At 41.4% G+C, this 22,521-nt stretch carries 27 protein-coding genes, 1 rRNA gene and 1 pseudogene; 18 read left to right on the top strand and 11 right to left on the bottom strand.

What is annotated here, in order from left to right; all coding sequences use genetic code 11:
* Positions 1-37: 37 nt before the first annotated feature.
* The 12 genes from JWG44_RS03615 to fumC all read left to right on the top strand — a co-directional run bounded on the left by JWG44_RS03615 (position 38) and on the right by fumC (position 14,569).
* Positions 38-2,383, top strand: coding sequence for a hypothetical protein (locus JWG44_RS03615; RefSeq protein ID WP_205273595.1), 2,346 nt, complete (start codon positions 38-40; stop codon positions 2,381-2,383).
* Between the two features lie 289 nt (positions 2,384-2,672).
* Positions 2,673-4,424, top strand: a complete 1,752-nt coding sequence (locus JWG44_RS03620; protein ID WP_205273596.1) for an FG-GAP-like repeat-containing protein — start codon at positions 2,673-2,675, stop codon at positions 4,422-4,424.
* A 95-nt stretch (positions 4,425-4,519) separates the two neighbouring features.
* Positions 4,520-4,636: ribosomal RNA gene (gene rrf, locus JWG44_RS03625) — 5S ribosomal RNA — on the top strand.
* Positions 4,637-4,877: 241 nt separating this feature from the next.
* A complete protein-coding gene (gene rpmH / locus JWG44_RS03630) occupies positions 4,878-5,039 on the top strand; it encodes a 50S ribosomal protein L34 (protein ID WP_205273597.1) in 162 nt (53 codons plus the stop codon).
* A 10-nt stretch (positions 5,040-5,049) separates the two neighbouring features.
* Entirely contained in the window at positions 5,050-5,370 is a 321-nt protein-coding gene (gene rnpA, locus JWG44_RS03635) for a ribonuclease P protein component (RefSeq protein ID WP_205273635.1), read from the top strand.
* Positions 5,367-5,597: a membrane protein insertion efficiency factor YidD gene (gene yidD / locus JWG44_RS03640; RefSeq protein ID WP_205273598.1), complete on the top strand. Its 231-nt coding sequence runs from the start codon at positions 5,367-5,369 to the stop codon at positions 5,595-5,597. The genes rnpA and yidD overlap by 4 nt, the downstream gene beginning before the upstream one ends.
* Complete coding sequence (gene yidC, locus JWG44_RS03645) at positions 5,597-7,480, top strand: membrane protein insertase YidC (protein ID WP_205273636.1); 1,884 nt, start codon at positions 5,597-5,599, stop codon at positions 7,478-7,480. The genes yidD and yidC overlap by 1 nt, the downstream gene beginning before the upstream one ends.
* A gap of 33 nt (positions 7,481-7,513) precedes the next feature.
* On the top strand, positions 7,514-8,224 hold the full coding sequence (jag, locus tag JWG44_RS03650; protein WP_069605794.1) for an RNA-binding cell elongation regulator Jag/EloR: 711 nt from the start codon (positions 7,514-7,516) through the stop codon (positions 8,222-8,224).
* On the top strand, positions 8,217-9,587 hold the full coding sequence (gene mnmE, locus JWG44_RS03655) for a tRNA uridine-5-carboxymethylaminomethyl(34) synthesis GTPase MnmE (protein ID WP_205273599.1): 1,371 nt from the start codon (positions 8,217-8,219) through the stop codon (positions 9,585-9,587). Before jag ends, mnmE begins: the two co-directional genes overlap by 8 nt.
* A 47-nt stretch (positions 9,588-9,634) precedes the next feature.
* The gene (locus JWG44_RS03660) at positions 9,635-10,897 is read left to right on the top strand and encodes a malic enzyme-like NAD(P)-binding protein (protein WP_205273600.1); all 1,263 of its coding nucleotides are present in this window, start codon (positions 9,635-9,637) and stop codon (positions 10,895-10,897) included.
* A 102-nt stretch (positions 10,898-10,999) separates the two neighbouring features.
* Entirely contained in the window at positions 11,000-13,075 is a 2,076-nt protein-coding gene (locus JWG44_RS03665) for a hypothetical protein (protein WP_205273601.1), read from the top strand.
* A gap of 99 nt (positions 13,076-13,174) precedes the next feature.
* Positions 13,175-14,569, top strand: coding sequence for a class II fumarate hydratase (fumC, locus tag JWG44_RS03670; protein WP_205273602.1), 1,395 nt, complete (start codon positions 13,175-13,177; stop codon positions 14,567-14,569).
* Between the two features lie 431 nt (positions 14,570-15,000).
* Here fumC and JWG44_RS03675 read toward each other — a convergent pair whose 3' ends face one another.
* The 10 genes and pseudogenes from JWG44_RS03675 to JWG44_RS03725 all read right to left on the bottom strand — a co-directional run bounded on the left by JWG44_RS03675 (position 15,001) and on the right by JWG44_RS03725 (position 18,354).
* Positions 15,001-15,441, bottom strand: a complete 441-nt coding sequence (locus JWG44_RS03675) for a DUF1353 domain-containing protein (protein ID WP_205273603.1) — start codon at positions 15,439-15,441, stop codon at positions 15,001-15,003.
* Positions 15,442-15,463: 22 nt separating this feature from the next.
* Entirely contained in the window at positions 15,464-15,664 is a 201-nt protein-coding gene (locus JWG44_RS03680) for a hypothetical protein (RefSeq protein ID WP_205273604.1), read from the bottom strand.
* Positions 15,648-15,881 (bottom strand): hypothetical protein, encoded by a 234-nt coding sequence (locus tag JWG44_RS03685; RefSeq protein ID WP_205273605.1) that lies wholly within the window; start codon positions 15,879-15,881, stop codon positions 15,648-15,650. The genes JWG44_RS03680 and JWG44_RS03685 overlap by 17 nt, the downstream gene beginning before the upstream one ends.
* Positions 15,881-16,468, bottom strand: a complete 588-nt coding sequence (locus JWG44_RS03690) for a host-nuclease inhibitor Gam family protein (protein ID WP_205273606.1) — start codon at positions 16,466-16,468, stop codon at positions 15,881-15,883. The genes JWG44_RS03685 and JWG44_RS03690 overlap by 1 nt, the downstream gene beginning before the upstream one ends.
* A gap of 9 nt (positions 16,469-16,477) precedes the next feature.
* Positions 16,478-16,615, bottom strand: coding sequence for a hypothetical protein (locus JWG44_RS03695; RefSeq protein WP_205273607.1), 138 nt, complete (start codon positions 16,613-16,615; stop codon positions 16,478-16,480).
* Positions 16,616-16,779: 164 nt separating this feature from the next.
* The gene (locus JWG44_RS03700) at positions 16,780-17,196 is read right to left on the bottom strand and encodes a hypothetical protein (RefSeq protein ID WP_205273637.1); all 417 of its coding nucleotides are present in this window, start codon (positions 17,194-17,196) and stop codon (positions 16,780-16,782) included.
* A 6-nt stretch (positions 17,197-17,202) separates the two neighbouring features.
* A complete protein-coding gene (locus JWG44_RS03705) occupies positions 17,203-17,430 on the bottom strand; it encodes a hypothetical protein (protein ID WP_205273608.1) in 228 nt (75 codons plus the stop codon).
* 165 nt (positions 17,431-17,595) lie between these two features.
* Positions 17,596-17,820, bottom strand: coding sequence for a hypothetical protein (locus JWG44_RS03715; RefSeq protein WP_232371460.1), 225 nt, complete (start codon positions 17,818-17,820; stop codon positions 17,596-17,598).
* Positions 17,817-18,119: an LIC13344 family protein gene (locus tag JWG44_RS03720; RefSeq protein ID WP_332460769.1), complete on the bottom strand. Its 303-nt coding sequence runs from the start codon at positions 18,117-18,119 to the stop codon at positions 17,817-17,819. The genes JWG44_RS03715 and JWG44_RS03720 overlap by 4 nt, the downstream gene beginning before the upstream one ends.
* Positions 18,119-18,354 (bottom strand): annotated as a pseudogene (locus tag JWG44_RS03725) (hypothetical protein). Before JWG44_RS03725 ends, JWG44_RS03720 begins: the two are co-directional and overlap by 1 nt.
* A gap of 167 nt (positions 18,355-18,521) precedes the next feature.
* Here JWG44_RS03725 and JWG44_RS03730 point away from each other — a divergent pair.
* Positions 18,522-18,920, top strand: coding sequence for a helix-turn-helix domain-containing protein (locus tag JWG44_RS03730; RefSeq protein WP_205273610.1), 399 nt, complete (start codon positions 18,522-18,524; stop codon positions 18,918-18,920).
* Here the strand turns inward: JWG44_RS03730 and JWG44_RS03735 are convergent, their stop codons facing one another.
* Positions 18,921-19,088, bottom strand: coding sequence for a hypothetical protein (locus JWG44_RS03735; RefSeq protein ID WP_205273611.1), 168 nt, complete (start codon positions 19,086-19,088; stop codon positions 18,921-18,923).
* A gap of 501 nt (positions 19,089-19,589) precedes the next feature.
* Between JWG44_RS03735 and JWG44_RS03740 the strand changes: the two genes are divergently transcribed.
* The 5 genes from JWG44_RS03740 to JWG44_RS03760 all read left to right on the top strand — a co-directional run bounded on the left by JWG44_RS03740 (position 19,590) and on the right by JWG44_RS03760 (position 21,786).
* Positions 19,590-19,892, top strand: a complete 303-nt coding sequence (locus JWG44_RS03740) for a helix-turn-helix domain-containing protein (protein ID WP_205273612.1) — start codon at positions 19,590-19,592, stop codon at positions 19,890-19,892.
* Positions 19,893-20,095: 203 nt separating this feature from the next.
* On the top strand, positions 20,096-20,329 hold the full coding sequence (locus JWG44_RS03745) for a hypothetical protein (RefSeq protein ID WP_205273613.1): 234 nt from the start codon (positions 20,096-20,098) through the stop codon (positions 20,327-20,329).
* Positions 20,326-20,655 (top strand): hypothetical protein, encoded by a 330-nt coding sequence (locus tag JWG44_RS03750; protein ID WP_205273614.1) that lies wholly within the window; start codon positions 20,326-20,328, stop codon positions 20,653-20,655. The genes JWG44_RS03745 and JWG44_RS03750 overlap by 4 nt, the downstream gene beginning before the upstream one ends.
* A gap of 135 nt (positions 20,656-20,790) precedes the next feature.
* Positions 20,791-21,186: a hypothetical protein gene (locus JWG44_RS03755; RefSeq protein ID WP_232371461.1), complete on the top strand. Its 396-nt coding sequence runs from the start codon at positions 20,791-20,793 to the stop codon at positions 21,184-21,186.
* Between the two features lie 18 nt (positions 21,187-21,204).
* Positions 21,205-21,786 carry a hypothetical protein gene (locus JWG44_RS03760; RefSeq protein ID WP_205273615.1) on the top strand — a complete coding sequence of 194 codons (582 nt, stop codon included), beginning with the start codon at positions 21,205-21,207 and terminating at the stop codon, positions 21,784-21,786.
* Positions 21,787-22,521: the final 735 nt, after the last annotated feature.

Below are 22,521 nucleotides of genomic sequence, written 5' to 3' on the forward strand. Positions count from 1 at the left end.
AATTTATCGAAATCACCTTGTTATATCATTGGAAAAAATGGAAAGTACCGAACAGGACATAAGCTTTGAAGAACTGGCGGCGAGTAAGCCGGTGGAAATCCAGTCTCTTATGCCGGATTATATCTTTTTAAACGAAGGCGCGGTCGGACTCTCCGCAACTGCCCGTTGTATCTTAGACGAACTAAGAGACTGGCATAAAAAAACCGAAAAACACGGTTCGAAAGGGATTCATCCCTCTTATTTGCTCACGTTAGACAAGCTTTCCGAACTTCTCAATAAATATAGAAATCTAAGCGAACAATCGAAGTCGCCTCAAAGTGTGGATTTTGCTTTGCGGCAGTTGGTCGATTATGAGAAAAAAGGAAAAAACAAATCCGCATACATCTATCCTTTTCTTGTTCGTAACGGCGCCAAGGTCTTGGCTCGTATTGCGATCGCAAGTCCGCAAAAAGAAACAAAGACGGACGTAACTCCGTTTCGTGTCGCTTGTTTCGAATTTTCGGAAGAGATGATCGATTTGATTCTTCAAAACCGGGCTAAAAAACCGAAACTTCCGGACGAGGACAGCCCCGGCGCTTTTTTACTTCATAAGAATAAGGCCGGAAAAATCTGGCTGTTTCCGAAGTTGGCATCGATCGAAGCAGAATTCTCGACCTTGCTCAAACGAGGATTTCAACCTTACAGTTATATTCCGATGATGGATTTTTTACGGGATTTTCTTACCTATTCGATCAAGAAGAATTATGTGATGAAAATTCTTCCGGATTATCATATCATTCTGGACGATCTTCAATTAAATCCGGACGGTTCTTATGTAAATCAGCCGGAAGTTATTGCGCATTATCGTTGTCAGGCGGATGCGCTTGAAAAATTCGCGATCCCTTATCTCAAGGAACTGAGTGAAAGAGCGGGTTACAGTCTATTTAAAACTAGAATCGCCGAATTTGAACAGACTCACGTTCAACTTGTGGAACCGGGAAGAAAACAAAACAGCGAAAAAGTCAAAGCCCTCATTTCGCTTATCAACGATTATCCTTTCGATCGCGAGACGGACGAACTTGGGAAAAAAATTTCCGAAACTTGCAGAACCTCGATTCAAATTCTTTCTAGATTGATCGAAGAAAAAGACAAGCTGGTTCAAAGAAAAGAAGAGAACGTTTTTAAATCTCTTAAAACGAGAATTCTGAATAAGATCGCGGAGACTACTCTACAAGACCAAACTCTCTACAAATTTTCACCGGAACAAAAGTTGAAGTCTTCCGGATTGTTGGACGAAACACGTTATCCGGCATTGGTTGAGGAATTAAAAAAAGACATCGCGGCTCAGTTTGGAATGAAAGTGATTGAAAAACAGGATCAGACTTCCGAAATCTACGCGGTCGATCCGGGATATATGGCGGCCGTTTTACACAAATTGAGCGGAATGGCTGCGAGCAATTCTTCATTTCAAAAGGATTTGGATATTGCGAGAGAAATTAATTCAACTCTCAGTAATCCAAAACATCCGGGTCTCAACGCTAAGTTGAAAGCGGATAGTATCGTCAAATTGCAACAAGGAATTCAGGTACTCGAACAAATAGAGGCCGAAAAACAACGTTCTCAGGAATTCGCGAAGAAGTTTAATCTTCCGATGGGAATGTTGGGTTTTGTAGCGAGTATGATTTTATTCTTAATCGCATCCGTTCATTTTAAAACCACCGGAGTTTTGTTCGTGGGAATTCCGGTAAGTTTGTTTTTAGGTTTTATGCTAGCTTTCTACTTTCGAGATAAGGAAAAATCGGATATTCTCGGGGGCGGAGGAAGCGGATCCAGTTCGCTCGGATCGGGTTTTAAGGGAGAATACGGATCGGCAACTTCTTCCTCGGCTGACGGTTTTTATTCCGGGAATGACGATTCCGAAGAGGAGCATACATATACAAAAGGTGAAACTCCCAAAGAGAAAAAAGTGAGCTTGATTGCAAAAGGCGCGGAGAGGTTCGTATTTCCAAGTCGCTTTACAAAAATCACCGATAAGATTCATGATTCCCGCTCGTTGCGTAAGAAGATCTATGAGAATTTGGACAACATTCGAAACAGCGTGGCGCATCTTAAGGGAGAAAAAGACGACGAGAAAGTTGCCTCAACGATCGAATACGCGTTGTTGCAGAATTCGGCGACGATCATTATTCCGGACGACCTGGTTCCTCAGGGAATGCCAGGCTCGATCATACTAAATCATAACGACTTAAAGGCTCCCTTGATTCGGGACCAGATATCCGAATTTTTGCGCAACGAAGCCCAAAAGAAAAAATACGATAAGAAGCTCGTGAAATATTATACATTCTTAATCAATACGATCGAAGTGGAATATTATAAATACCTTCCGAGCAGAAAGAAGAAATAATTTTTTCACTTTTTTGTTTTGTCCTTCCGGTTTTACTGCGTCTTCGAATTTGTTCTTGAAGAATTAGAATTGACTTTAAAGTCCAATTGGACCTAATTTGAAACAAGTGAACGATTGTTTGTATCTCGTTTTGAATTTTTTGTTACAAGATCATTCTGCGAATTTAAGAGCCGTTTTTACGGATCAAAATTCGACTTTAACCTCTTTTTTTAAGAAAAGAATAATCCTCCTTTTGTGTTTGCTTCTTCTTTCCGGATGTGCGCGTATTCGAAGTTTGAATCCGGGAGATATGAGCTCCACCTCATATTACGAAAACATAATTATTCAATGTCTTTTAGGTCAGGCGACAAATTGTACGGCTCCTTCGATTCGTAACGTTCGGGATCGCGGAGTTTTAAATTCCGGCTTTTTGACGGGAAATACGGCGCCTTTTGCCTCTACCGTAGAGGTCGCGTTAGACGGAGGATTCTTTCAAGGCGCCTCGGTTACGGGAAACACTTGGTCCTTTCCGCTTCCGAAAGGACCAAGTGTTTGGAAACAAAATTCATTGCATAAGGTTACGGTTCGTTCCGGTCCGCTTTCGGCCCAAAATACGATTATGATTCGAAAGGGGAGCAATTATGACGTCAACGGAGACGGCTTCTCCGATGTCCTTGTCGGTGCGAATCAATTTAGCGCCGGAACTGGAAAGGCTTATATTTTTTATGGAAGCGTTCAGGGGATTGTTTCGCAAGGTGCAACTTCGGCTAACACAAATTTGGTGGGAATTCCCTCCGGTCAATTCGGATGGGCCGTTGCGTTAGGAGACGTAAACGGGGACGGCTATTCGGATGCGATTGTCGGAGCCCCGGGCGCGGGAGTAGATTCGGTTTTCATCTATCATTCGTTAGGGGGAGACGGAATTCCAAACGGCGCTTCTCCTAATTCTACTCTCAGCGCCGGTTCCATTATGTTTTTTGGAGGGACCGTCGCGACCGGCGATATCAACGGAGATGGATTCGAGGACGTTGTCGTCGGTTCTTACGGTTATTCGACTTCCTCCGGACGAGTGGATGTATTTTATTCTTCCGGAACGTCCGGAGTTCCGACCGGAGGCCTTTCTACTGCCAAATCCACTTTGATTGGATCCGTATTGAACGGTAGATTTGGGATCACGGTTGCGACTGGAGATTCAAACGGGGACGGTTACGCTGATGTTTTAGTGGGCGCGGATGGAATTTCCAGATCTTACATATTTCATTCGGACGGGACTGGAGGAATTTCCGGCCAGGATCTTTCCGCAGGCGGAACGGCGAATACCCTTCTTATCGGGGAAACGGGAAGCCAATTCGGAATATCGGTTTCTTTGGGCGACGTGACCGCGGATGGATTTCAAGACGCTTTGATCGGAGCAAGATCTTACACCGCAAACCAAGGTCGGGCTTATGTTTTTCATTCGAACGGAAGTTCGGGAATTCCAAATCAGGATCTTTCCGGATCCGGATTTGCAAATACGATTCTTACGGGACAAATCGCCGGAAGCTTTTTCGGAATATCGGTTTCCTTAGGGGACGTGAACGGAGACGGATCCGCCGATGCGCTCGTAGGAGCCTATGGTTTCGGAACGGGGAATTCGTTTATTTTTTTGTCCGATGGATCTTCCGGAATCGTCAGTCAAAATCTTCAGAGTGGAGGAACCGCGCATTCAACGTTTACCGGAGAAACGGCAGGGGACCAATTTGGAATTTTTGTCCGTCTCGTGGATGCAAATGGAGACGGTTGTTCGGACGTTGCGGTCGGGGCTTATGGATATTCCGGCGGGGGCAACACTGGAAGGGTTTATATTTTTTCAGGATCTTCCTCGGGCATTCCAAGTGTAGGAGCTCCTAGTGCGAATACGATTCTAACGGGAGAGCCGGCCAGTCAGTTTGGATATTCGATCGCTTCGAATCGGAAGACGGAAAATCAAACCTTTCTTGAGAAGAATCTTTATCGATGGAAAACGATTCTTTTTCGAAGAGAAGATCAAGAAGATTCACAAAGTCATTTTCGAAATTCATAAAACTTAAGATCCGAAAGAATTCAGAAGAATTTTAATCTTTTTTACTAATTTAAGATTGACCGTACAAACCGGTACGCGAATCTGACTTCAAGATTCCTGGTGACTATAGAGAGAGGGCCACACCCGTTCCCATCCCGAACACGGAAGTTAAGCCTCTCATCGCTGATGGTACTGTGTGGTTCGCTGCATGGGAGAGTAGGACGTTGCCGGGTTTTTTTTATTTTAGGACAGAGAATTGATTCTGACAATTCTCCTCCGGTCGTTCGGGCCTTCCTCAGGGTTTTCCCTGAAATTCCTAAGAATATAGAAATCCCGATAAAGACAAATTCACATCGGAATCGGATGTGAAATGGTTGACTTAGACTTTTTCAGAATGCTTCTGTTAGAAAGAGCATTGGATTCTTCTAAACAGAAGAAAATATACGCAATCATTAACGCCAATCAGGGATAAGTATGAAAAGAAATTACCAGCCCAGCCGAGTAAAAAGAGCGAGAACACACGGATTTCGCGCGAGAATGGCTACTTCCGGTGGAAGAAAAGTTCTTTCTCGTAGAAGAAAGAAGGGCAGACATAAGCTCACTGTTTCCGACGAAAAACTCGGTAAAAAATTCTAAGAACTAAGCCATCGAAGAGACGTTAAAATCCAGGAAGGAGATACAATCTCTTTTTAAGGCTGGAAAAAGAGTCTCCCGCTTCCCGATCGTTCTAGTATTCACCGCTAATTCCTTATCTAAGAATCGTTTTTTATACTGTCCGGAACGTACAGTAAAAACGGCGGTTCAAAGAAACCGGATCAAAAGGAAACTCAGATCGGTCATACACGAGGAAGAGAAGAATTTTCTAAAGGGCTTTGATATCGCAATATTAGCCAAAAAAGAAATTTTGGATCTAAACCACGGGGAGCTGGTTCAGATTCTGGTCTCTCTGATCAACCGAATCTTATGAACCAACTTGCAATCAAACTGATTCAGCTATACAAACGGCTAATCTCACCTTTACTCCCACCAGCCTGTCGATTCACCCCAAGTTGTTCCGAATATGCAGCACAAGCATTTCAAGAATACGGATTTTTCCGCGCGTTGCAATTGAGCACTTGGAGAATTTTGAGATGCAACCCTCTCTCTCGGGGATTCGAAGATCCCTTACCACCTAACATTAAAAGGACGAAATGATGGAAGATAGACAAAGTAGATTATTTTTAGCTCTCATTCTAAGTATGGGAATTTGGATGGGAGTGAATTATTTTTTCTTCCCTTCCGCTCCTCCCAAAAAAACTCCTGAAACAAAGGAAGCTAATTCTGACAAACCTTCGGATAACAAAAAAGAAAACAAAACTCAAACCGAAAAAACGAAAGAAGCTCAGATCACCGCACCCGTAAAAGAAGTTAAGGTTGCTCCTTCCAATGTAAAAAAAACGAGCATCGTAACGGATTCTTATATTGTTGAGTTTAGCTCTCTGGGCGGCAGGATTTCCAAATTCTACGTAAAGGACTATGTAGGACCTAACGGTGATTTAATGCAAGTCGCCCGTAAAAACCCGGAAACCGTTACAGTAGACGGCAAATCTTATCAAGCGGTGGAACTTTCCAGAGAAAAAGGTTTCGATTTTAACTTCGTAAATTCTTTAAATCAACTTCCTGAATCCGATTGGAATGAAATTCCGTTTGTATTGGAGGAAGACAAGGCGAATTCTTCGGTAATTTTTAGCGCCGTTTCTCCGGATAAAACCTTTCAACTTAAGAAACACTATCGCTTTTTTCCAGGTGAGAATTATTTTAAAATTTCTCTTTCCATCGTAAATCTTACAAAAGAAAAACTTTCCTTTGCTTCTCAGAAAAATACTCAATATCTCCGAACTTTTGGAAGTCTTGGCCCTCTTCCGAAAGACAGAGCCCTTAACGATCGTGATACCGCGAACTTCTTTCGCTTTTATCATATCGGCGGATCTTTTAACGATTCGTTGGACGGAAGTTCTTCTCTCGGTTTTTGGTCTTCGGTTGGAAATTTCTTTACGGGAAATTCCGGAGCCGACGAAAGTTTCAGCGTAAAAACGAACGCGGAATCCGGCGTTGATTTTGCCGGAACCGGTTCCAGATATTTTATCGCTGTTGCGGATCCTCTCGATCATAAACCGCAAGGTGTCGTTTTAGACAATAGAACGAAGAACGAAACCGGAGCCGTATTACTGTATGATAATATTTCCTTAACTCCCGGCGAAACTTACAATCTCGATTTCGGAACCTATGTTGGAGTTCGTGAAAGCGAAGGAATGGTTTTTAGAAATCCCGAACTCGATCCGAACCAAGCGAAGAACAGTCCGTTTGCGGGTTTGAGCGCCGACTTGAATAAATCTTTCAACCAAGGGATGACCACTCCTTTTAGAAACGGAATCATCTGGGTTCTGAAAAAAATCTATCAGTTCACGGTTCCGAATTACGGTTGGAGCATTATCATTTTCGCGATTCTTTTCAAACTAGTTTTCTATCCTCTCAATCAGAAACAAGCGGATAGTATGAAGAAGATGCAGGAACTGAGTCCTCAACTCAAAACGATCAACGAAAAATTTGCGAACGATCCGAAGATGCGTCAGCAAAAAACAATGGAACTCTATAAGAAGAACAACGTAAACCCCGTGGGCGGTTGTCTTCCTATGGTGATCCAAATTCCGATTTTTATCGCGCTTTATACGGCTTTCTCTGATACAATAGATCTTTGGAATTCTCCGTTCTTATGGGTAAAAGACCTCAGCGAACCGGACGTAATCTGGACTTCTCCTGCGATTCCATACTTTACACAAACCGGTCTTGGTTTGAATCTTCTCGCGCTTCTGATGGTTGGAACTCAGATCTTCCAAACAAGAATGACTTCGGTTTCCATGGATCCGAATCAGAAAATGCTCATGTATGTAATGCCAGTGATGATGCTCTATATTTTTTGGAACATGCCTTCCGGTGTTACTCTCTACTGGACTTTTCAAAACATTCTTTCCATCGCTCAGCAGTGGATTACGAACCACTTGAAAAAGACCGAGGAAAAGAAAAAGGCAAAAGCCTGACCACGCAACGAACTCATTATCGAGGATAAACACATGGAAAATTACATCTTTGAAGCCGAGGCTAAATCGAAGTCCGAAGCCGAAGATTACACTCTCAAAACCCTCCGTCTGAATTCGGACGAGGTTCGTTTTGAAACCGTTGATTCCGGAAAAGGCGGCTTTTTCGGAATCTCTCAAAAAAAGCCGGCAGTAGTCCGGGCTTACGTTACTTCTCGGGATCTTCCCGCGGAGAAAATCATTCACGGGGTCGTTCTCACCGTTCTTAAAAAAATGGGAATCGAAGCCGAAGTGGTAGGAATGGGCGACGTGGACGGAAAAATTTACGTCGAAATCGCAAGCAAAGAATCCGGATTGGTGATCGGAAAAAGAGGAGCAACGTTAGACGCTCTCCAATTCATCTTCAACTTGATGGTGGATTCTAAAATCAGACACGGAAGAAAAATCGTTCTGGATATCGAATCCTACAGGGACAAAAGAGAATTATCTCTGGTTCGTTTGGGTAAATCCGTCGCGGCTACCGTTGCAAAAACCGGAAAATCCAAACTTTTAGAGCCGATGAATCCTTTCGAAAGAAGAATCATTCACATGGCTCTTCAAGAAAACGAAAAGGTTTTCACGAGATCGGAAGGGAACGGAACTTACAAAAAAGTAAGAATCATTCCTATGAAAGATAAACACAAATACAAAGACGTTGCTGAGAAAGGTCCGAACAACGACCTCCTCGAAGAAGCGAACTTTGAATGATACGATAGCAGCTATATCAACCGCTTCCGGATCCGGGGCCATCGGAATCATCCGAATCTCCGGGCCGGAAGCCCTCGCGATTTCTTCTTCATTTCTTTTTTCTAAAAATAATTTCCTTTCTCCGGACAAAATCCAACCTCGAGTCGCGATTCAATGCGTATTCCAAGTCGGGGATAGAAAAGTAGATCAGATTTTATTCTTCTATTTCAAAGCTCCCAATTCCTATACCGGCGAGGATCTCTGCGAATTTCATTTTCACGGGAATCCTATTTTGTTAAGAGAAGCGTTAGACGCCATCTTCAGAGCCGGCGCCCGTCCCGCAAAACAGGGAGAATTTTCTCGCAGAGCATTCTTAAATGAAAAATTGGATCTCACCGAAGCGGAAGCGATCGGTCGTTTGATCTCGGCTCGTTCTCGTTTTGAACTCGAGCTCGCGCAGAAGAATGTTTTCGGTGAAGTGTCGCGTTTTACTTCGAATCTCCGAAGTCAGTTGATTTCGTTAAAAGCCGAATGCGAGGCTGAGATCGATTTTTCCACCGAGGATCTTACATACGAATCTCTGGAAGAAAGAAAAGCGCGAATTGAAAAGGTGAGAACCTTGTGTCAAGCCGTGATTTCCAAATCGGATTCCGCCGAAAAACTCCTTCAACAACTTAGAATCGTTCTCTATGGAGAACCGAATACGGGCAAATCGAGCCTCATGAATTTGATCTTAGGAAAAGATCGTTCCATCATTTCCGAAATTCCGGGAACCACCAGAGATTATATCAGCGAAGAAATTTTACTCGAAGGAATTCCCGTTCGACTCGTGGACACCGCCGGCGTTCGCGAGACCGAAGACACGATCGAAAAACTCGGAATCGAAAGAAGCGAGAAAGAATTTCTGTCCGCCGATATTCGTCTCGTTTTGGTCGATACTTCTAAAAAAGAGGATTGGAAAGAATTTATCGATAAGAATCAAGAACGCCTCCCAGGTTCGATTCTTGTCGCGAACAAAATCGACATTCGTGATTCTTCTTGGAATCCGAATCTTTTTACAAAAATCGAAGACCTGACACTCTGCGAAATTTCTTGTAAGACAAAGGAGGGTATCTCGATTCTTCTTGGCGCTATCAAGGGACGTGCGGGAAACCTCGGTCACTCAGAAGATTATGTCCTTTTGGAAGAACGTCAGAGATATCATTTTGAAACCATCGTTCGATGTCTAAACAATACCTTACATCTCATTGCGGAGGGAGCTCCTGCGGAAATTTACATCAAAGAAATCGACTATGCTCTCTCCGAAATCGGCGAGGTCAACGGCCGCGTGGACACTGAAGAAATTTTAGGGAGAATCTTCAGTAAGTTCTGTGTTGGCAAATGAAATGTTATGGTCTCACGGTCTGAATTCAAAAATATGGGAAATATCGTATGAGGGAAAAATCACTACAGTATCACTCGCTCCATCCTAAGGGAAAAATAGAAGTGGTTCCAACGAAACCAACTCTGGATTCTTACGATCTTTCCCTCGCCTATTCTCCCGGTGTAGCTTATCCTTGTTTAGAAATCAAAGAAAGTCCGGACCTCGTTTATGAATATACGAACAAAGGGAATTTAGTCGGCATCATCACAAATGGAACCGCCGTTCTCGGACTCGGCGATATCGGAGCTCTTGCAGGAAAACCGGTTATGGAAGGCAAAGCCGTCCTTTTTAAAAAATTTGCGGGTATCGACGTCTTTGATATCGAAGTCAACACAAAGGATCCGGACGAATTTATCAACGCGGTAAAACTTCTCGAACCGACTTTCGGCGGTATCAATCTGGAAGACATCAAAGCTCCGGAAAGTTTTTATATCGAAGAAGAACTCATTAAAAAAATGAATATCCCCGTGTTTCACGACGATCAACACGGAACCGCAATCATAACGGTTGCAGGTCTTCTTAATTCTTTTGAAATCACCGGAAAAAAACCGGGCGATGTGAAAGTTGTTATCTGCGGAGCCGGCGCCGCAGGAATTGCAATCGCTGAACTCATTCAACATATCGGAATCAAAAAAGAACAAATCTTTTTAGTGGATACGAAAGGTGTGATTCATCATAACCGTTCCGATCTCAATGAATCGAAAAAAAGATACGTTCAAAAAACGGATTCCACAACTCTCAAAGACATTATGAAAGGCGCCGATATTTTTGTCGGCGTTTCCGTTCAGGATATGGTCGACGCGGATATGGTCCGCTCTATGGCTAAAAATCCGGTGATCTTCGCATTAGCAAATCCCGATCCTGAAATTCCTTATCAGATCGCAAAAGCCGTTCGTTCCGATCTGATCATGGGAACCGGAAGAAGCGACAATCCGAATCAGGTGAACAACGTATTAGGTTTTCCTTTTATTTTTCGGGGCGCCCTCGATGTAAGAGCCCGCCATATCACCTTGGAAATGAAATTAGCCGCTGCACGTTCCCTTGCAGAATTGGCTCGGTTAGAAGTTCCGGATGCGGTAAGCCAAGCCTACGGCGGAGTTAAATTTCAATTTGGTCCCGAATACTTGATTCCGAAACCGTTTGATAAACGAGTTCTTTTTCACGTAGCCCCTGCGGTCGCAGAAGCCGCAGTCGCGAGCGGATCCGCTCGAATTCCTTATCCAGGAAGAGAAAAATATCTCGGATTTCTGGAAGGAATTATTCGGAGCTGATTTTTTTTCTCACTTTCGAAATCCGATATTTATAAAGATACGAGACTTTTGCCCTTTTCTAAAGTCTCTTAACAATATGCCCTGAATCGGGTACGGTGGATTATGTCCAAATCTGAAAATCAAGTTCCTACTCCCGAAACCTCCGCAATCAGTCCGGAGGAAACTCAGGATATGATCTCGGATCAGGAACTCAAAGTTCTGATGCTTCAATTCAATCCGGGTGCCTTTAAAGATATCGATCTAGTGGAGAAGGGAGTTGAGAATTATTTTCTTTTCAACCATTCTCCTTTTGCGCTAACAAAGATAGAACAGCTTCAGCACCTCAAACTTCAAGATCTTAAATTTTTGGAGGAAAGAAGAGGAGTCCAATCCTATCAATACCTTCATTTCCAAAAAGAAATCAGGGAACTTCAGATAGCTAACGTTATTGTTCGACCGGCTTCCTTAAAAGGCGACCAAATCGTAAAAGTAAAACGAGGATGTCTTTTGCAAAGTGTAGCCGCAATTTTGGAAATGCTTCACGCCAGAGATCAGTTTATATTAAACGTTTCCAAAAATTCGGAAATAGAGGATTGGGTTCATCAGAATTATATCAACGTGGACGAGAAAGGAATGCCGATCAATCTTTCGGATTCGAAATTTCTTGAAAAGTCTATGCAAAATTTGGAATCTCTTTCTTTAGAATCTCTTTTGAGTCGATTACAAGTCAGAGGCGATCTTTTTAGCAATATATTTCATTTGTTGGATCAAAAACCCGGTGAAATTTTAAATCAACTTTCGATTATCAAAGTGGAAGCCGAAGTTTTGCCGGTTCTGGAAAAAAGAGGATCTAGATCTCCTCTCTTACAACTTCATCCTCGTTTTCATTTTTTTCAGCCATCCTTAGACGAACTTTTGAGTTTTAGACACGCGAAAGAAAAAGATGAACAAGGTAGAACGACCGAGTTAGAAGTTATTTTCGAATTGTTCACCATCATCGCGCGTAAAATTCTTCTACATATTTTACCTACGGAAGAATCTTCTTGGATCGAACTCACAGGAAATTCGCAGGCGGAACGATATGCTCAAGAATTGAAAAAACATCCCGCATTTACATCGGGCAAAAATTGGGTCGGCGGCGGGGACTTTATCAAGGCCTACGAAATTTTAATTCAAACGATTCGTACTCTTTCCAATCTTAAAAAAGAATCTTTGATCAATCTTATCACGGGTGAAAATCTATTTCGTTTTAAAGAATCCAAAGAGCCGGTTCACTTTGATCTCTCCAATTTCGAAGTCGACGAAGTGGCTCTTAATTCCGTGGGAATGAGTCGCAACGAATTGTTCCGAGAAGTTTTGGAACGTATTCGTGCACGAGAAGACTTTCTAAAAAAAGAACGCAGAGAGCCCGGCGGAGAAGTGATCGGTCTCCAGATTTTAGCGAAGAGTATGATCTTACGCGCGTTTACCGACATTCGTCCTAGAAGAACTTCGATTCACAATCTCGTAAGACAAAACGGATATCCAAGAGGAATTTACGAATTCTTAAGAGAAGTTTCGGATGTAAAAGACGGCCAAGCCGCCGTCGACGAACAAATACGACTCAGCAAAGCGATCGCAGAATGGGAAGAGGATACTGAAAAAGAAAGGATCCGTTCTGAACGCGCCTCAAAATCGATCATAGAAAGAATCATCGAATTTATTCTCAGTCTTTTTGGGATTTCAGTTGCTCCAAAGGAACGGGAAATCGCAAATAAGGGTTTTGTTCGAAAGGATTTGAAAGTCTCCGATCCTGACAATCCTCCGCAAGAATCCGCTAAACCGAAAAAGAAACTTTCACTTGGTGTGATCGTCGGTCCGAAAGAAAAGGAAATGATCGTTCCTGCTAGGCTTCAGAAAGCTATCGACTACGTGGATCGTAAGAACAACGGTTTGATTTGGCTTGACGAGGTTGTGGTTGCAGTCGCTTCTCCTGAATTCGGAAAAGACAAAGTGGCCGACCTCATTTACTATGACCAGAAGCGGAGATATCTAGAAATCAGGGCGATGAATCAGGTTCGGCACGTTTTTATTCGTAGAGAATTAGAATCCGATCCTACTTGGATTCAATCTACTCTCGATTACCTCGATAACGTTTCCGCGAAAAAACCAGAGTTTTCCGCTCTTGCTGATACTTTGAGACGATTCCAAGAAGAGTGATTTTTTTATCCGATTCTTAATTATATTAGAATTTTATAATAAATCTTTCTTGTTCTTGGAAAAACAATATTCTAATTACTTGTAAACATCGGAGGCTTCATGAAAACCAGAATCGAAACGGATTCAATGGGTGAAATCGCTGTGGACGATTCGAAATATTGGGGGGCACAAACGGAACGTTCCCTTCATCACTTCCATATCGGGAACGATCGATTCCCAAGAGAAATGATCCGCGCATTGGGTGTTCTAAAAAAATCCGCGGCGATCGTAAACGCAGAACTCGGATTGTTAACCGAAGAAAAAAGGAATCTCATTATCCAGGCCGCCGATGAAGTGATTTCCGGTAAGTTGGACGAGCATTTTCCCCTTTCCGTTTGGCAAACGGGTTCCGGTACTCAAACAAATATGAATTCGAACGAGGTCATTTCCAATCGTGCGATTGAAATTGCAGGCGGAGTAAAAGGTTCCAAAAAACCGATTCACCCAAACGACGACGTAAATAAAGCTCAGTCTTCCAATGATACTTTCCCCACCGCAATGCATATCGCCGCGGCGGAACAACTAAATCAAAAATTAATTCCCGCTCTCGTTCAACTCAAAGAAACTTTGAAAAAGAAAGCTGAAGAATTTCAGAATATTATAAAAATCGGAAGAACCCATCTTCAAGATGCGACTCCTCTGACCTTAGGACAGGAATTCTCCGGATACGTTCAGCAACTGGAATACAATATCGCAAGAGTAAAAGCCGTTCTTCCTTCGGTTTACAGACTTGCATTAGGCGGCACCGCAGTTGGAACCGGATTAAATACACATCCTCAATTTGCTGAAAAAGCGGCCGCTCAGATTTCAAAAGAAACAGGACTTCCTTTTATCAGCGCCGAAAACAAATTTGAAGCTTTGGCCGCACACGATTCTCTCGTGGAAGTAAGCGGTGTGTTAAAAACGATTGCAGCTTCTCTAATGAAGATTGCGAACGACGTACGTTGGCTTTCTTCCGGCCCTCGTTGCGGAATCGGTGAAATCAGTATTCCCGAAAACGAACCAGGTTCCTCCATCATGCCCGGAAAAGTGAATCCAACTCAATCGGAACAGATGACGATGGTCTCCGCTCAAGTGATTGCGAACGACGTTGCGGTTAATATTGGCGGTGCTTCCGGAAACTTCGAGTTGAACGTATTTAAACCTCTAATCATCCATAACGTATTGAATTCGATTCGACTTCTTTCCGATTCTTGTGTTTCTTTCGAGGAACATTGTGCGCGTGGAATCGAGCCGAACAAAGAAAAGCTCAACGAACACCTGAACAATTCATTGATGCTAGTTACCGCTCTGAATCCGCATATCGGATATGATAACGCGGCTAAGATTGCAAAAAACGCGCATAAAAAGGGAATTACGCTCAAAGAATCCGGAATCGAACTGGGGCTTTTGACAAGCGAACAATTTGACCAGTGGGTACTTCCTGAAAAAATGATTTCTCCTTCGGCGGATTGAGTTTAGAATTAGATTCGGTTTTTATGAAGCCCGTTTCAAAAGAACGGGCTTTTTTATTTCTTCAGGTTGCTCACTCTTCTTTTCTTTCAAATTAAAATAATGAGTAATCTGAACCGAAAAGCGCGGTGTGCAGAAAGCTGATAGCCTAAGTTAGAAACGGAAAAAAATGAAATAGAATAAAAGCCTTCTTTTCTTTTAATAAAAAGTTCATTCAACCAAAATGTATTTTAAAATTATAATATATCGAGAAGTCCGTTTTAGAGTTGATTAAAAACTAAAACGGACTTTGTGATTTTATTCCCCTCTTGGATTTTTTTGTTTCCATATTAAGAAAAACCAAAGACATGCGGCGATCACTCCTACGAAAAACCAGACTAACAATGTCCAAAAAGCTGCATATCCGAATACCAAAGTAACTAGTTCGAACGTTTTCACGGAGCCACTTCCCATTCTTTCGTTTCATCTTTAGGTTTCGCCGCCGACTCGCCGAACCAACGAACGGACCGATAAACATAATTTGCGCGAAAGGAATTCATACCGTCTTCCAAACACACGTCCTTAAGAATCTTATCCGCCGATTCGCGATAAACACTACGCTCTAACTTTTTTTCACGCATCAGTTGATAGAGCGCGTCGTGAATGAGAGAGCCTCGCATAAAAGTTTTTGTATCGATCGTTGGACCGCTTGGGCCGTCCCAGGCATAACCGGATTCGATTTTCAAAAGGCCGTCCGGCGAAAGTTCCACGAAAATTTTCACCTCAGGAACGCCGATCTGAAGAGAGGAATTTGGTCGTATCGAAGTCTGATAATCGTAATTTTTTATCAATTGATACTTATAGTTTCTAAGATTTTTATATGTGATCTGATTCATTTTGTTCCTCCTTTTTCACGACTTAAAAACGAATCGGAGAGTTTCTTTTTGTTTCCGCAATTTTTTCTATCGTAGTTTGAGAAACTCCCAGTTTTTTCTTTGCATAAAGAGTCATCGTTGCGATGTTCACCATTCCAAATTCGTCTAAAACGGCGTCGCTAAAGTCGTTAAATTCCAAATCTTCGAATTGAATTTTAAGTTGAGCCTTAAACGTCGATAACATTGTTTTCTCCTTCTTGTATTTTCCAGATCGATCCTTTAAAGTAACGTTCTACGAGAATTCTTACATACTCAGTGCATGCGGAAATTTCGATCGTAAAATTCCGAGGGTCGATCTTTACTTTCAAACTCTGAACTTCTTCGTGTGTGAACCGCGAAAATCTTTTAGTATATTCGATAAAAGTCATCCAGTCCACTTCCTTGCACGTTGGAATCGACATCACGCCGCGTCCTGGATTGCTTCGATTTCAATTTCGGTCTCGTTGGGAGTGATGTAGAGACGTTCGGATTCTTCGTTGAGTTCTACGCCGATTTTTTGCACGGCTTTAAACGGCTCTGCGAGAATCTGTTCCTTGTTGAGTTCTAATCTAACCCGAAGATAAACGCCGCCTAACTTAGAAATTAAAGTGTTGAATCTTTCCAAAAGGCCGTTTTCGGAAAGAATCCGTTCAAAAAATTTTAGCGTGCCCCTAGTCTTTACCGAAGCTGGAGTTTTGCGGAGTTTTAAAACGCCCGTGCCTAATTTGCACGTTCTATATTCCGGATTAGGGAAAAGTTCATCCTTATGATGATCGACGAAATATTTTACGCCGGACGCAATATGTTGAATTCTTAGATCCAGTGGAGAAACTTCTTCCTGAAGATCTAATTGAAGTCTGCTGATTTGGTTGTCCGTCTTGTTTTTGATTCGATCTCTTTCCCGTTTGATCTCTCCAAGCAGTTGTATCGCTTGGGTGAGGTCGGTGCGATCTTTGTAGTTGTTATCGGGTAAATCTACAACGTGTGTTTTGTTTTTTGACTTTGACATACCGGTCTCCTATTTTGAAGTCATCTCGACTGCCACTCCGTTTGTTGAAGAGGACAGAACTTTCGCAGTCGGAATTTTTTTATCGGAAGAACCTTTTTTCCTTCCGGCTTTTGCGATTTTATTCGTTTCTTTTTTTGATCCTTTCATAGATGTTTCTCCTTTTTAAAGTCCCAATTTCGATTCTATGGTTTTTTCATTTTCGTGTTTGCTTCTTTAAGATTGGGATTTTTCAGAATACGCCGTTTAGATTTTTGATTCCGTTCATTCTTAGTAATTTTAGCCTTTTAATAGAATCTTTTTTAATTTAGAGTTTATTGAGCCCGGTTAGATTTAAGCACTTCGGAATACCATATAACAAATTCTCTGATAGAATCCGGATCTAAGACCTGACCCAGTTTTTCCCTTTCTTTATCTTCGCGGTAAATTTTCCGAATCGTTTCGATCGGTAGTTTCCAGGAATCTTCGATAGCGAAAGCATAACGCGGAGTGTTTCTGATACCCTTAACGACTTCCGATAAATGTTCGCGATAAAGAGGCCCTAAATAATCGGTCTGGTCCGTATTTAAACCGAAAGAATATTTGAAAGCGATATCTCTGAGATTCATTTTGGTTTCGATGACGATTTGTTCCAGACGTTGTGATAGAGACCTGCCCCTTCTCCAAAATCTTTTGTAATGCACGATCTCGCCGTTCAAGAGGTATCGTGCGGGTTTAGTAGTAGAGTTCATCATGTTTTACGCGACCGCGATCTCCTTTTTGGAAGTAACTTTACGAACATAAGAAGTGTGTATGATTTTTCTTCTTTCGATTACCGGAAGCACGTGACGGATCATATAATCGGCAAGTTCGTCCGTTTTTAATTTACGAATCATATGATCGGGAACCTCTTTCCAGCCGTCTTCGAAGATGTTTTTATCCACACGGATCATCTTAAGAATCCTTTGTTTTTTTGTAAGATTCATGCGGCCCCCTTCGGTTCTTTCGGATTGTAGAATTGAGAAAGTTTTGGATGTAAAGGCCTGATCTTATCGATTGTCGAAATCAAATCTTTAAACTTTTCCTTTAAACATTCTTTGCAAAGATCCGTTTGACAAAGCGAAACATTCCGTCCGCATTGAGCGCACCATTCAAATTTCATATTCTAAATTCTCCTTGATTTTTTGTTCGTTTATCCATTCGGAAAATTCTCCTTCTAACTTGTTGTCTTGGAGAAATGCGTCTATAATCGCCGATCGACTTAAAAGACTTTCAATAATTTCGAAATGGTTTCTTCTGTTTCCGTCCTTTTTATAGAGTTTGGAAAGAAGAAGTCCTCTTCTCAATAACGTGAGCCGTTCCCTAATTTGAATCATTCTCCGTATTCCTCCTCTAAGATATATTCAAGAATACTGATGAACTCGCGGATTTTATTCGGATCTTTTTCGCAGATTTGAACGATGTCGTTTTTGACGAGGAAAAGAGAAGTAACCGCTTTATCTATCATCTCAGAATGGTCGTCCCATCTCCAATCGAAGGTCGGAAATTGTTCTTTGACGTATTCCGCAATCTGTGCGATCATTTTATCTTCGATGTCCGCAAGTACGACGGGGTTCAGGTTATCCCGAAAAAAAGTCTGTTTAAGATCGATTGTGGCCGATTCTACTTTATTCACTATGTTATTCTCCTTGGTTTACGTTTATTGCAGGATCGAGGTCTTCGATTCACACTAAATGGTATATTCTACTATTTGAATGTTTTATGATTTCTTTGTAAGAATGTTGTTCGTTTAAACTCTTAGAGAAATAGTCGTAGTTTACTTCCGCTTCCCTAAGGAATTTAGCCAAGGTTTTCATTCGAAGTGTGATACAGATGAATTCCTTGCATACGTCTCCATTAATGCTGATCATAAAACCTCCTTTTTGTGATTGCGATTTCGCTTCCGTATGCCAGGTTTGGGTCATGCGATTTACCAAACTCAGTTCCAAAAAGCGGCGCGCATCTGGGCGGGTTTTGTACCGCTTGAAATGACCGTACGTTTAAAATGTATTTTGGTCAACTAAAAAATACGGTGAAAATGTATAAAGCGGATAAAAAATTTCCTGAACGATTGAAAAGACTCATAGAGACCTTGGGACTATCGCAAGCGGAGTTTGCGAGATCAATAGAGTTGAAACCGGCATTTATTAGCGATCTTATCAACGAGAGAGCGAAGAGTTTTTCGCAGGAATCTTTGCTGAAACTTCGTGCGGAACACAATGTGAATCCACTTTGGCTCATAGCCGGTGAAGGAGAAATGTTGATTTCCGATACGGAGATAAAGTCGGATCGGGAGACCGATCGTTATCGAACGATCTTAAGAAAGATAAGAGCAAGACCGCAGATTGAAGAACTGCTTGAGAATCTTTTGGATGTTCCGGATTCTGAATTAGAAGCGTTGAACGTTGTGATCGAAAAATTTCGCCGTAAAAAATAATTATTCTTTTTCGAGAGCCGCGAAAACACGGCTTACAATTTCTAAAGCATACGTATGTCTAAGAACTTGGATCGGTTCCGGAGATACTTGAAAGTCGTATTCGAACTTTTTAAGAGTCTCTTCCACTTCCCAAAAAAGATAGTCGTGTAAATCTTTTGTAGTCTCCAAATTCTTGCTCCAACAATAACGCTATATATATGTTTAGTATATTTTTTACCCCTGACAAAATCTATTCTTAATCCGAAAGTGTGGCTCTTTTTTGTTCACTTTAAATCACTTTTTGGAAATTCGATGAAATACCTTGGTCTCAGAATCAAAATGACAATAATTTCAATATGTCTCATTATCTGCAGAAATTTCCGGCTTTTGTAAGAATCTAAATTCCTTTAGAAAACGTTTCCTGAAGTTTTTAGAAATAAAAATCGATAACGCTATTTTACCAGTCTTTCAGCTTTGATCTGAAAGATGAGTTTTAGAAATTCAAGCGAAGGATCGTTTTACTGAAACGAATTGGAACTTCGATAAGAACTTCTGAAGAACGAAAGTATTGTTCCTTTAAATAAATTCTAAATTTAGAATATTCTGAATTTATGATCTTTTTTGGGACCGGATCGACTTACTGTTTAATGACTTGACAAAATCAACGGTTAAAAACTAAACCGTCTTCCTATGTCAGAGATCAAAGGTAATACAAGAAAAGGTTCGTTACTAAAAGTCGCGCAGTCTTCGTTCCCGATAGGCGACGGAAAGCCGGCGGAAGAACAAGAATTCCCCATACCGGCGGAAAAGAATAAAGCCTTAAAGACGAAAGAGGCGGCAAAATACCTCAATCTTTCCGTAAGGACTTTCACACAATATGTGATCGATTACGAAATCCCTTTTATACAATGGAGTCCTAGAGTTCGAAGATTTTTTGCTTCCGATCTTGATAAGGTCGTTCTTTCTCTCAAAACTAAAAAACAAATCTACTAAGTCGAAGTAGATATTGGGGTCCCAATTCTCCGTAAATTTTTTCCGATATCGATCTTCAGATCATTAGCGGCAGATTTGACCGATAAGAACATTTCCGCTCCTTGCTTCCGAAGGCGCTCCGTGTTATTCTCTCAACACAATCGGAAGCGATTGAGTAGTATCTAAGCCCGCCGCCGTGCGGGTCATTTTTTTTGAGAGGAAGAATGGAGAATTCAAAATTGAGTCAGGTTAAACTAGGGATCAAAGACTTTCTCGTAATCCTTGGCTTTCTAATCTCAGCAGTGTTTCAATACAACACTATGTATAAGGATCACGAAATTCGAATCGTAAAGATCGAAACCGAGATGACCTCCATATCAAAAGATTTAGCTGAAATCAAAGCGGACGTAAAAGATCTAATCAAATTAACTTCCGCAAAGGCGAGGAAGAACGAATGAAATTTCTTTGGCAGGACGATCGAACCGGAAGTCGATCCGATACAACTCTAAGAACTTGGATCGTTTTTATATTAGTTATTCTGTATTTGGCGGCGCTTTGTGCTCTATCAATTCTTTCGCCGGACTCTTTAAGAACATTACACATGGATCTTATCCAATGGCTGATTATCTTTTACGGGACCGTAGGAAGTTTGTATTTAGGGAAACGTGTAAACGAGGATCTGAATTCCAGGAGAAAAGTTTTTGAAAACGTCGCGGATCTATTCGGCGGCTCGAAGACTCCTGATTCTTCCGTAAAACACGAGGTTGGAAGCAAAGAGTTATGAGTTCTTTTTTGCTTTGGTGGAACTTACTTCCGCTCAGAACTAAATTTTACGCATTTTTAATATTCGGAACGCTTCTGGTCCTTACATTTGCGAGGGGTAGAGCGGTAGTTTCGCAGATAATTCACGGAGAAGATTATGACGAAGTACAAGAAATTCAATTGTCTCCCGGTTCTGTTTATGATTCTGATTGCGTGCAAGAGCCAGGGAAATCGTGTCCGTGAGGAAAGAAACGAGGATTGTAAGGGTAGTTTTCGTTCTAACGGATTCACCTTGGTTAAACCCGTTGAAACCGGAAAACCGCCCGCCATCCAAATCGACGGAGAATGGTATGTAACTTCGGGACGATACAACGCTTATCGAATCCATGCAAAAGATCTTTCTCGTTGTCTTTCAAAGGAACAATGCCTTCGGAAATGGACTGAGTGGGAAAGAAACTGCGCCGAAAATCGAATTAGAATTTTGGAATCAACTATTCTTCCCGGGATTTTTTCCGGGAGAAGCGGCTGCGATTTGAATCAACCGGTTTGTTAAACGAAGAGGAAAAATAGAATGGTCTCTCATATATCTCATCCGATCGCGCCGTGGAATCCCCAAAGAAAGGATCCGACTACCCCGCGTCTTTTTCTTCAAGATAACCAGCAATGTATGGGAAACGTTTTTCAGGACTTTATAGTTTACATAGGTTTAATTTATAGAATCCCGGATTTTATTCGTTTAACTACCTACAACTATTATGCTCTTTTAGAAGATTGGGTGATTAAGAATCATAAGAATATCTACGATTCTTATGACCATGCAGAGCACTTCAATCTAATGATGAATGCTAATGAAATTCCTTTCCGAATCGTAAAGAAAAAAGGAGATAAGGAGGAACTCTGTAAATATTTCAAGACGGGAAATTATCCTTGCGGTTTGGGTACCTACCTTACTCGGAAAGGACATATAATTCGGGGAATTGGAATTGTCGAATCCAGCGAAGGCAAAAAATTTTTAAAAGCATCGGATCCATACGGAGTCGGACCCAGATATATTGATCCTTACGGACACTTGATTCAATATGATTTGGACGAATTGTTTGAACTGGGTGTTCCAAGCATTTTTTATTTAGAAAAGATTTTTAAAAAAATTTGAACTTTCAGACTTAGGAAGAATGGGAGTTTGAATCCTTTGAATAATCTTCGCGCTCACTTGAAAATTATTTTTCAAGAACTTTCCGGAGTATATAAAGATTGGATCGAAACACTCCCTATAGGAAAAAGATTGAATACGGGCTTAAGTTCCGTGTGAGGTATTTTGCGGAATTTCTTTTATAAGAAATTAAAAGAATTTCATGCACTAAATAAACTGATTTTTTGGGAATGCCGAAATCTTGCGCCGTAATAAAAACAAAACACATTCGAAATCTCTAAAGCACGAAACGCTAAATCCAGAATTTAATCAATCGAAGAATTTAAGTCATTTCCATAAAATCATAGGATTTCGAACCAAGCTTTGAATAGAAAATGATAAAAAATGTTTTAGATATTTTCGAAGGTCTGCTTTTCCCGCAGAAATATTCTTCTCTGCTAAGAAATATAAATAGGGTTTCAAATTGAAAGGATACTTTCGTAAGAATAAGTCGCGAGCATTTTTATTCTCTAAAATCGGATTCTCCTGTTCAGATTGTTTTATGAGGGATCTTCGTTCAAACGATGGGAGGCTTTTTTGACTCACAAAACTTTTCTAAAATTCTTTTTGATTATTTTATTACGTACTTTCATCAAAACTTCGTTTAACCATTCCTATTGGTTCGGAATAAAAAATCTGTTTCCCCGGGCTAAAATCATCTTTTCAAAGGATTTTTAAAAGAGCGGCGGACGGTGTAGA

Source organism: Leptospira ainazelensis (assembly GCF_016918785.1).
Taxonomy (GTDB): domain Bacteria; phylum Spirochaetota; class Leptospiria; order Leptospirales; family Leptospiraceae; genus Leptospira; species Leptospira ainazelensis.

Coding starts and splice junctions, on each gene's coding strand:
- JWG44_RS03705 (WP_205273608.1), bottom strand. CDS start 17,430: ATGAATCTTACAAAAAAACAAAGGATTCTTAAGATGATCCGTGTGGAT.
- JWG44_RS03715 (WP_232371460.1), bottom strand. CDS start 17,820: ATGATTCAAATTAGGGAACGGCTCACGTTATTGAGAAGAGGACTTCTT.
- JWG44_RS03700 (WP_205273637.1), bottom strand. CDS start 17,196: ATGAACTCTACTACTAAACCCGCACGATACCTCTTGAACGGCGAGATC.
- JWG44_RS03660 (WP_205273600.1), top strand. CDS start 9,635: ATGAGGGAAAAATCACTACAGTATCACTCGCTCCATCCTAAGGGAAAA.
- fumC (WP_205273602.1), top strand. CDS start 13,175: ATGAAAACCAGAATCGAAACGGATTCAATGGGTGAAATCGCTGTGGAC.
- JWG44_RS03620 (WP_205273596.1), top strand. CDS start 2,673: ATGAGCTCCACCTCATATTACGAAAACATAATTATTCAATGTCTTTTA.
- JWG44_RS03755 (WP_232371461.1), top strand. CDS start 20,791: ATGACGAAGTACAAGAAATTCAATTGTCTCCCGGTTCTGTTTATGATT.
- JWG44_RS03730 (WP_205273610.1), top strand. CDS start 18,522: ATGTATAAAGCGGATAAAAAATTTCCTGAACGATTGAAAAGACTCATA.
- rpmH (WP_205273597.1), top strand. CDS start 4,878: ATGAAAAGAAATTACCAGCCCAGCCGAGTAAAAAGAGCGAGAACACAC.
- JWG44_RS03760 (WP_205273615.1), top strand. CDS start 21,205: ATGGTCTCTCATATATCTCATCCGATCGCGCCGTGGAATCCCCAAAGA.
- JWG44_RS03740 (WP_205273612.1), top strand. CDS start 19,590: ATGTCAGAGATCAAAGGTAATACAAGAAAAGGTTCGTTACTAAAAGTC.
- JWG44_RS03695 (WP_205273607.1), bottom strand. CDS start 16,615: ATGAAAGGATCAAAAAAAGAAACGAATAAAATCGCAAAAGCCGGAAGG.
- JWG44_RS03745 (WP_205273613.1), top strand. CDS start 20,096: ATGGAGAATTCAAAATTGAGTCAGGTTAAACTAGGGATCAAAGACTTT.
- JWG44_RS03615 (WP_205273595.1), top strand. CDS start 38: ATGGAAAGTACCGAACAGGACATAAGCTTTGAAGAACTGGCGGCGAGT.
- JWG44_RS03675 (WP_205273603.1), bottom strand. CDS start 15,441: ATGAATCAGATCACATATAAAAATCTTAGAAACTATAAGTATCAATTG.
- JWG44_RS03680 (WP_205273604.1), bottom strand. CDS start 15,664: ATGTTATCGACGTTTAAGGCTCAACTTAAAATTCAATTCGAAGATTTG.
- JWG44_RS03690 (WP_205273606.1), bottom strand. CDS start 16,468: ATGTCAAAGTCAAAAAACAAAACACACGTTGTAGATTTACCCGATAAC.
- JWG44_RS03665 (WP_205273601.1), top strand. CDS start 11,000: ATGTCCAAATCTGAAAATCAAGTTCCTACTCCCGAAACCTCCGCAATC.
- yidC (WP_205273636.1), top strand. CDS start 5,597: ATGGAAGATAGACAAAGTAGATTATTTTTAGCTCTCATTCTAAGTATG.
- yidD (WP_205273598.1), top strand. CDS start 5,367: ATGAACCAACTTGCAATCAAACTGATTCAGCTATACAAACGGCTAATC.
- JWG44_RS03750 (WP_205273614.1), top strand. CDS start 20,326: ATGAAATTTCTTTGGCAGGACGATCGAACCGGAAGTCGATCCGATACA.
- JWG44_RS03685 (WP_205273605.1), bottom strand. CDS start 15,881: ATGTCGATTCCAACGTGCAAGGAAGTGGACTGGATGACTTTTATCGAA.
- jag (WP_069605794.1), top strand. CDS start 7,514: ATGGAAAATTACATCTTTGAAGCCGAGGCTAAATCGAAGTCCGAAGCC.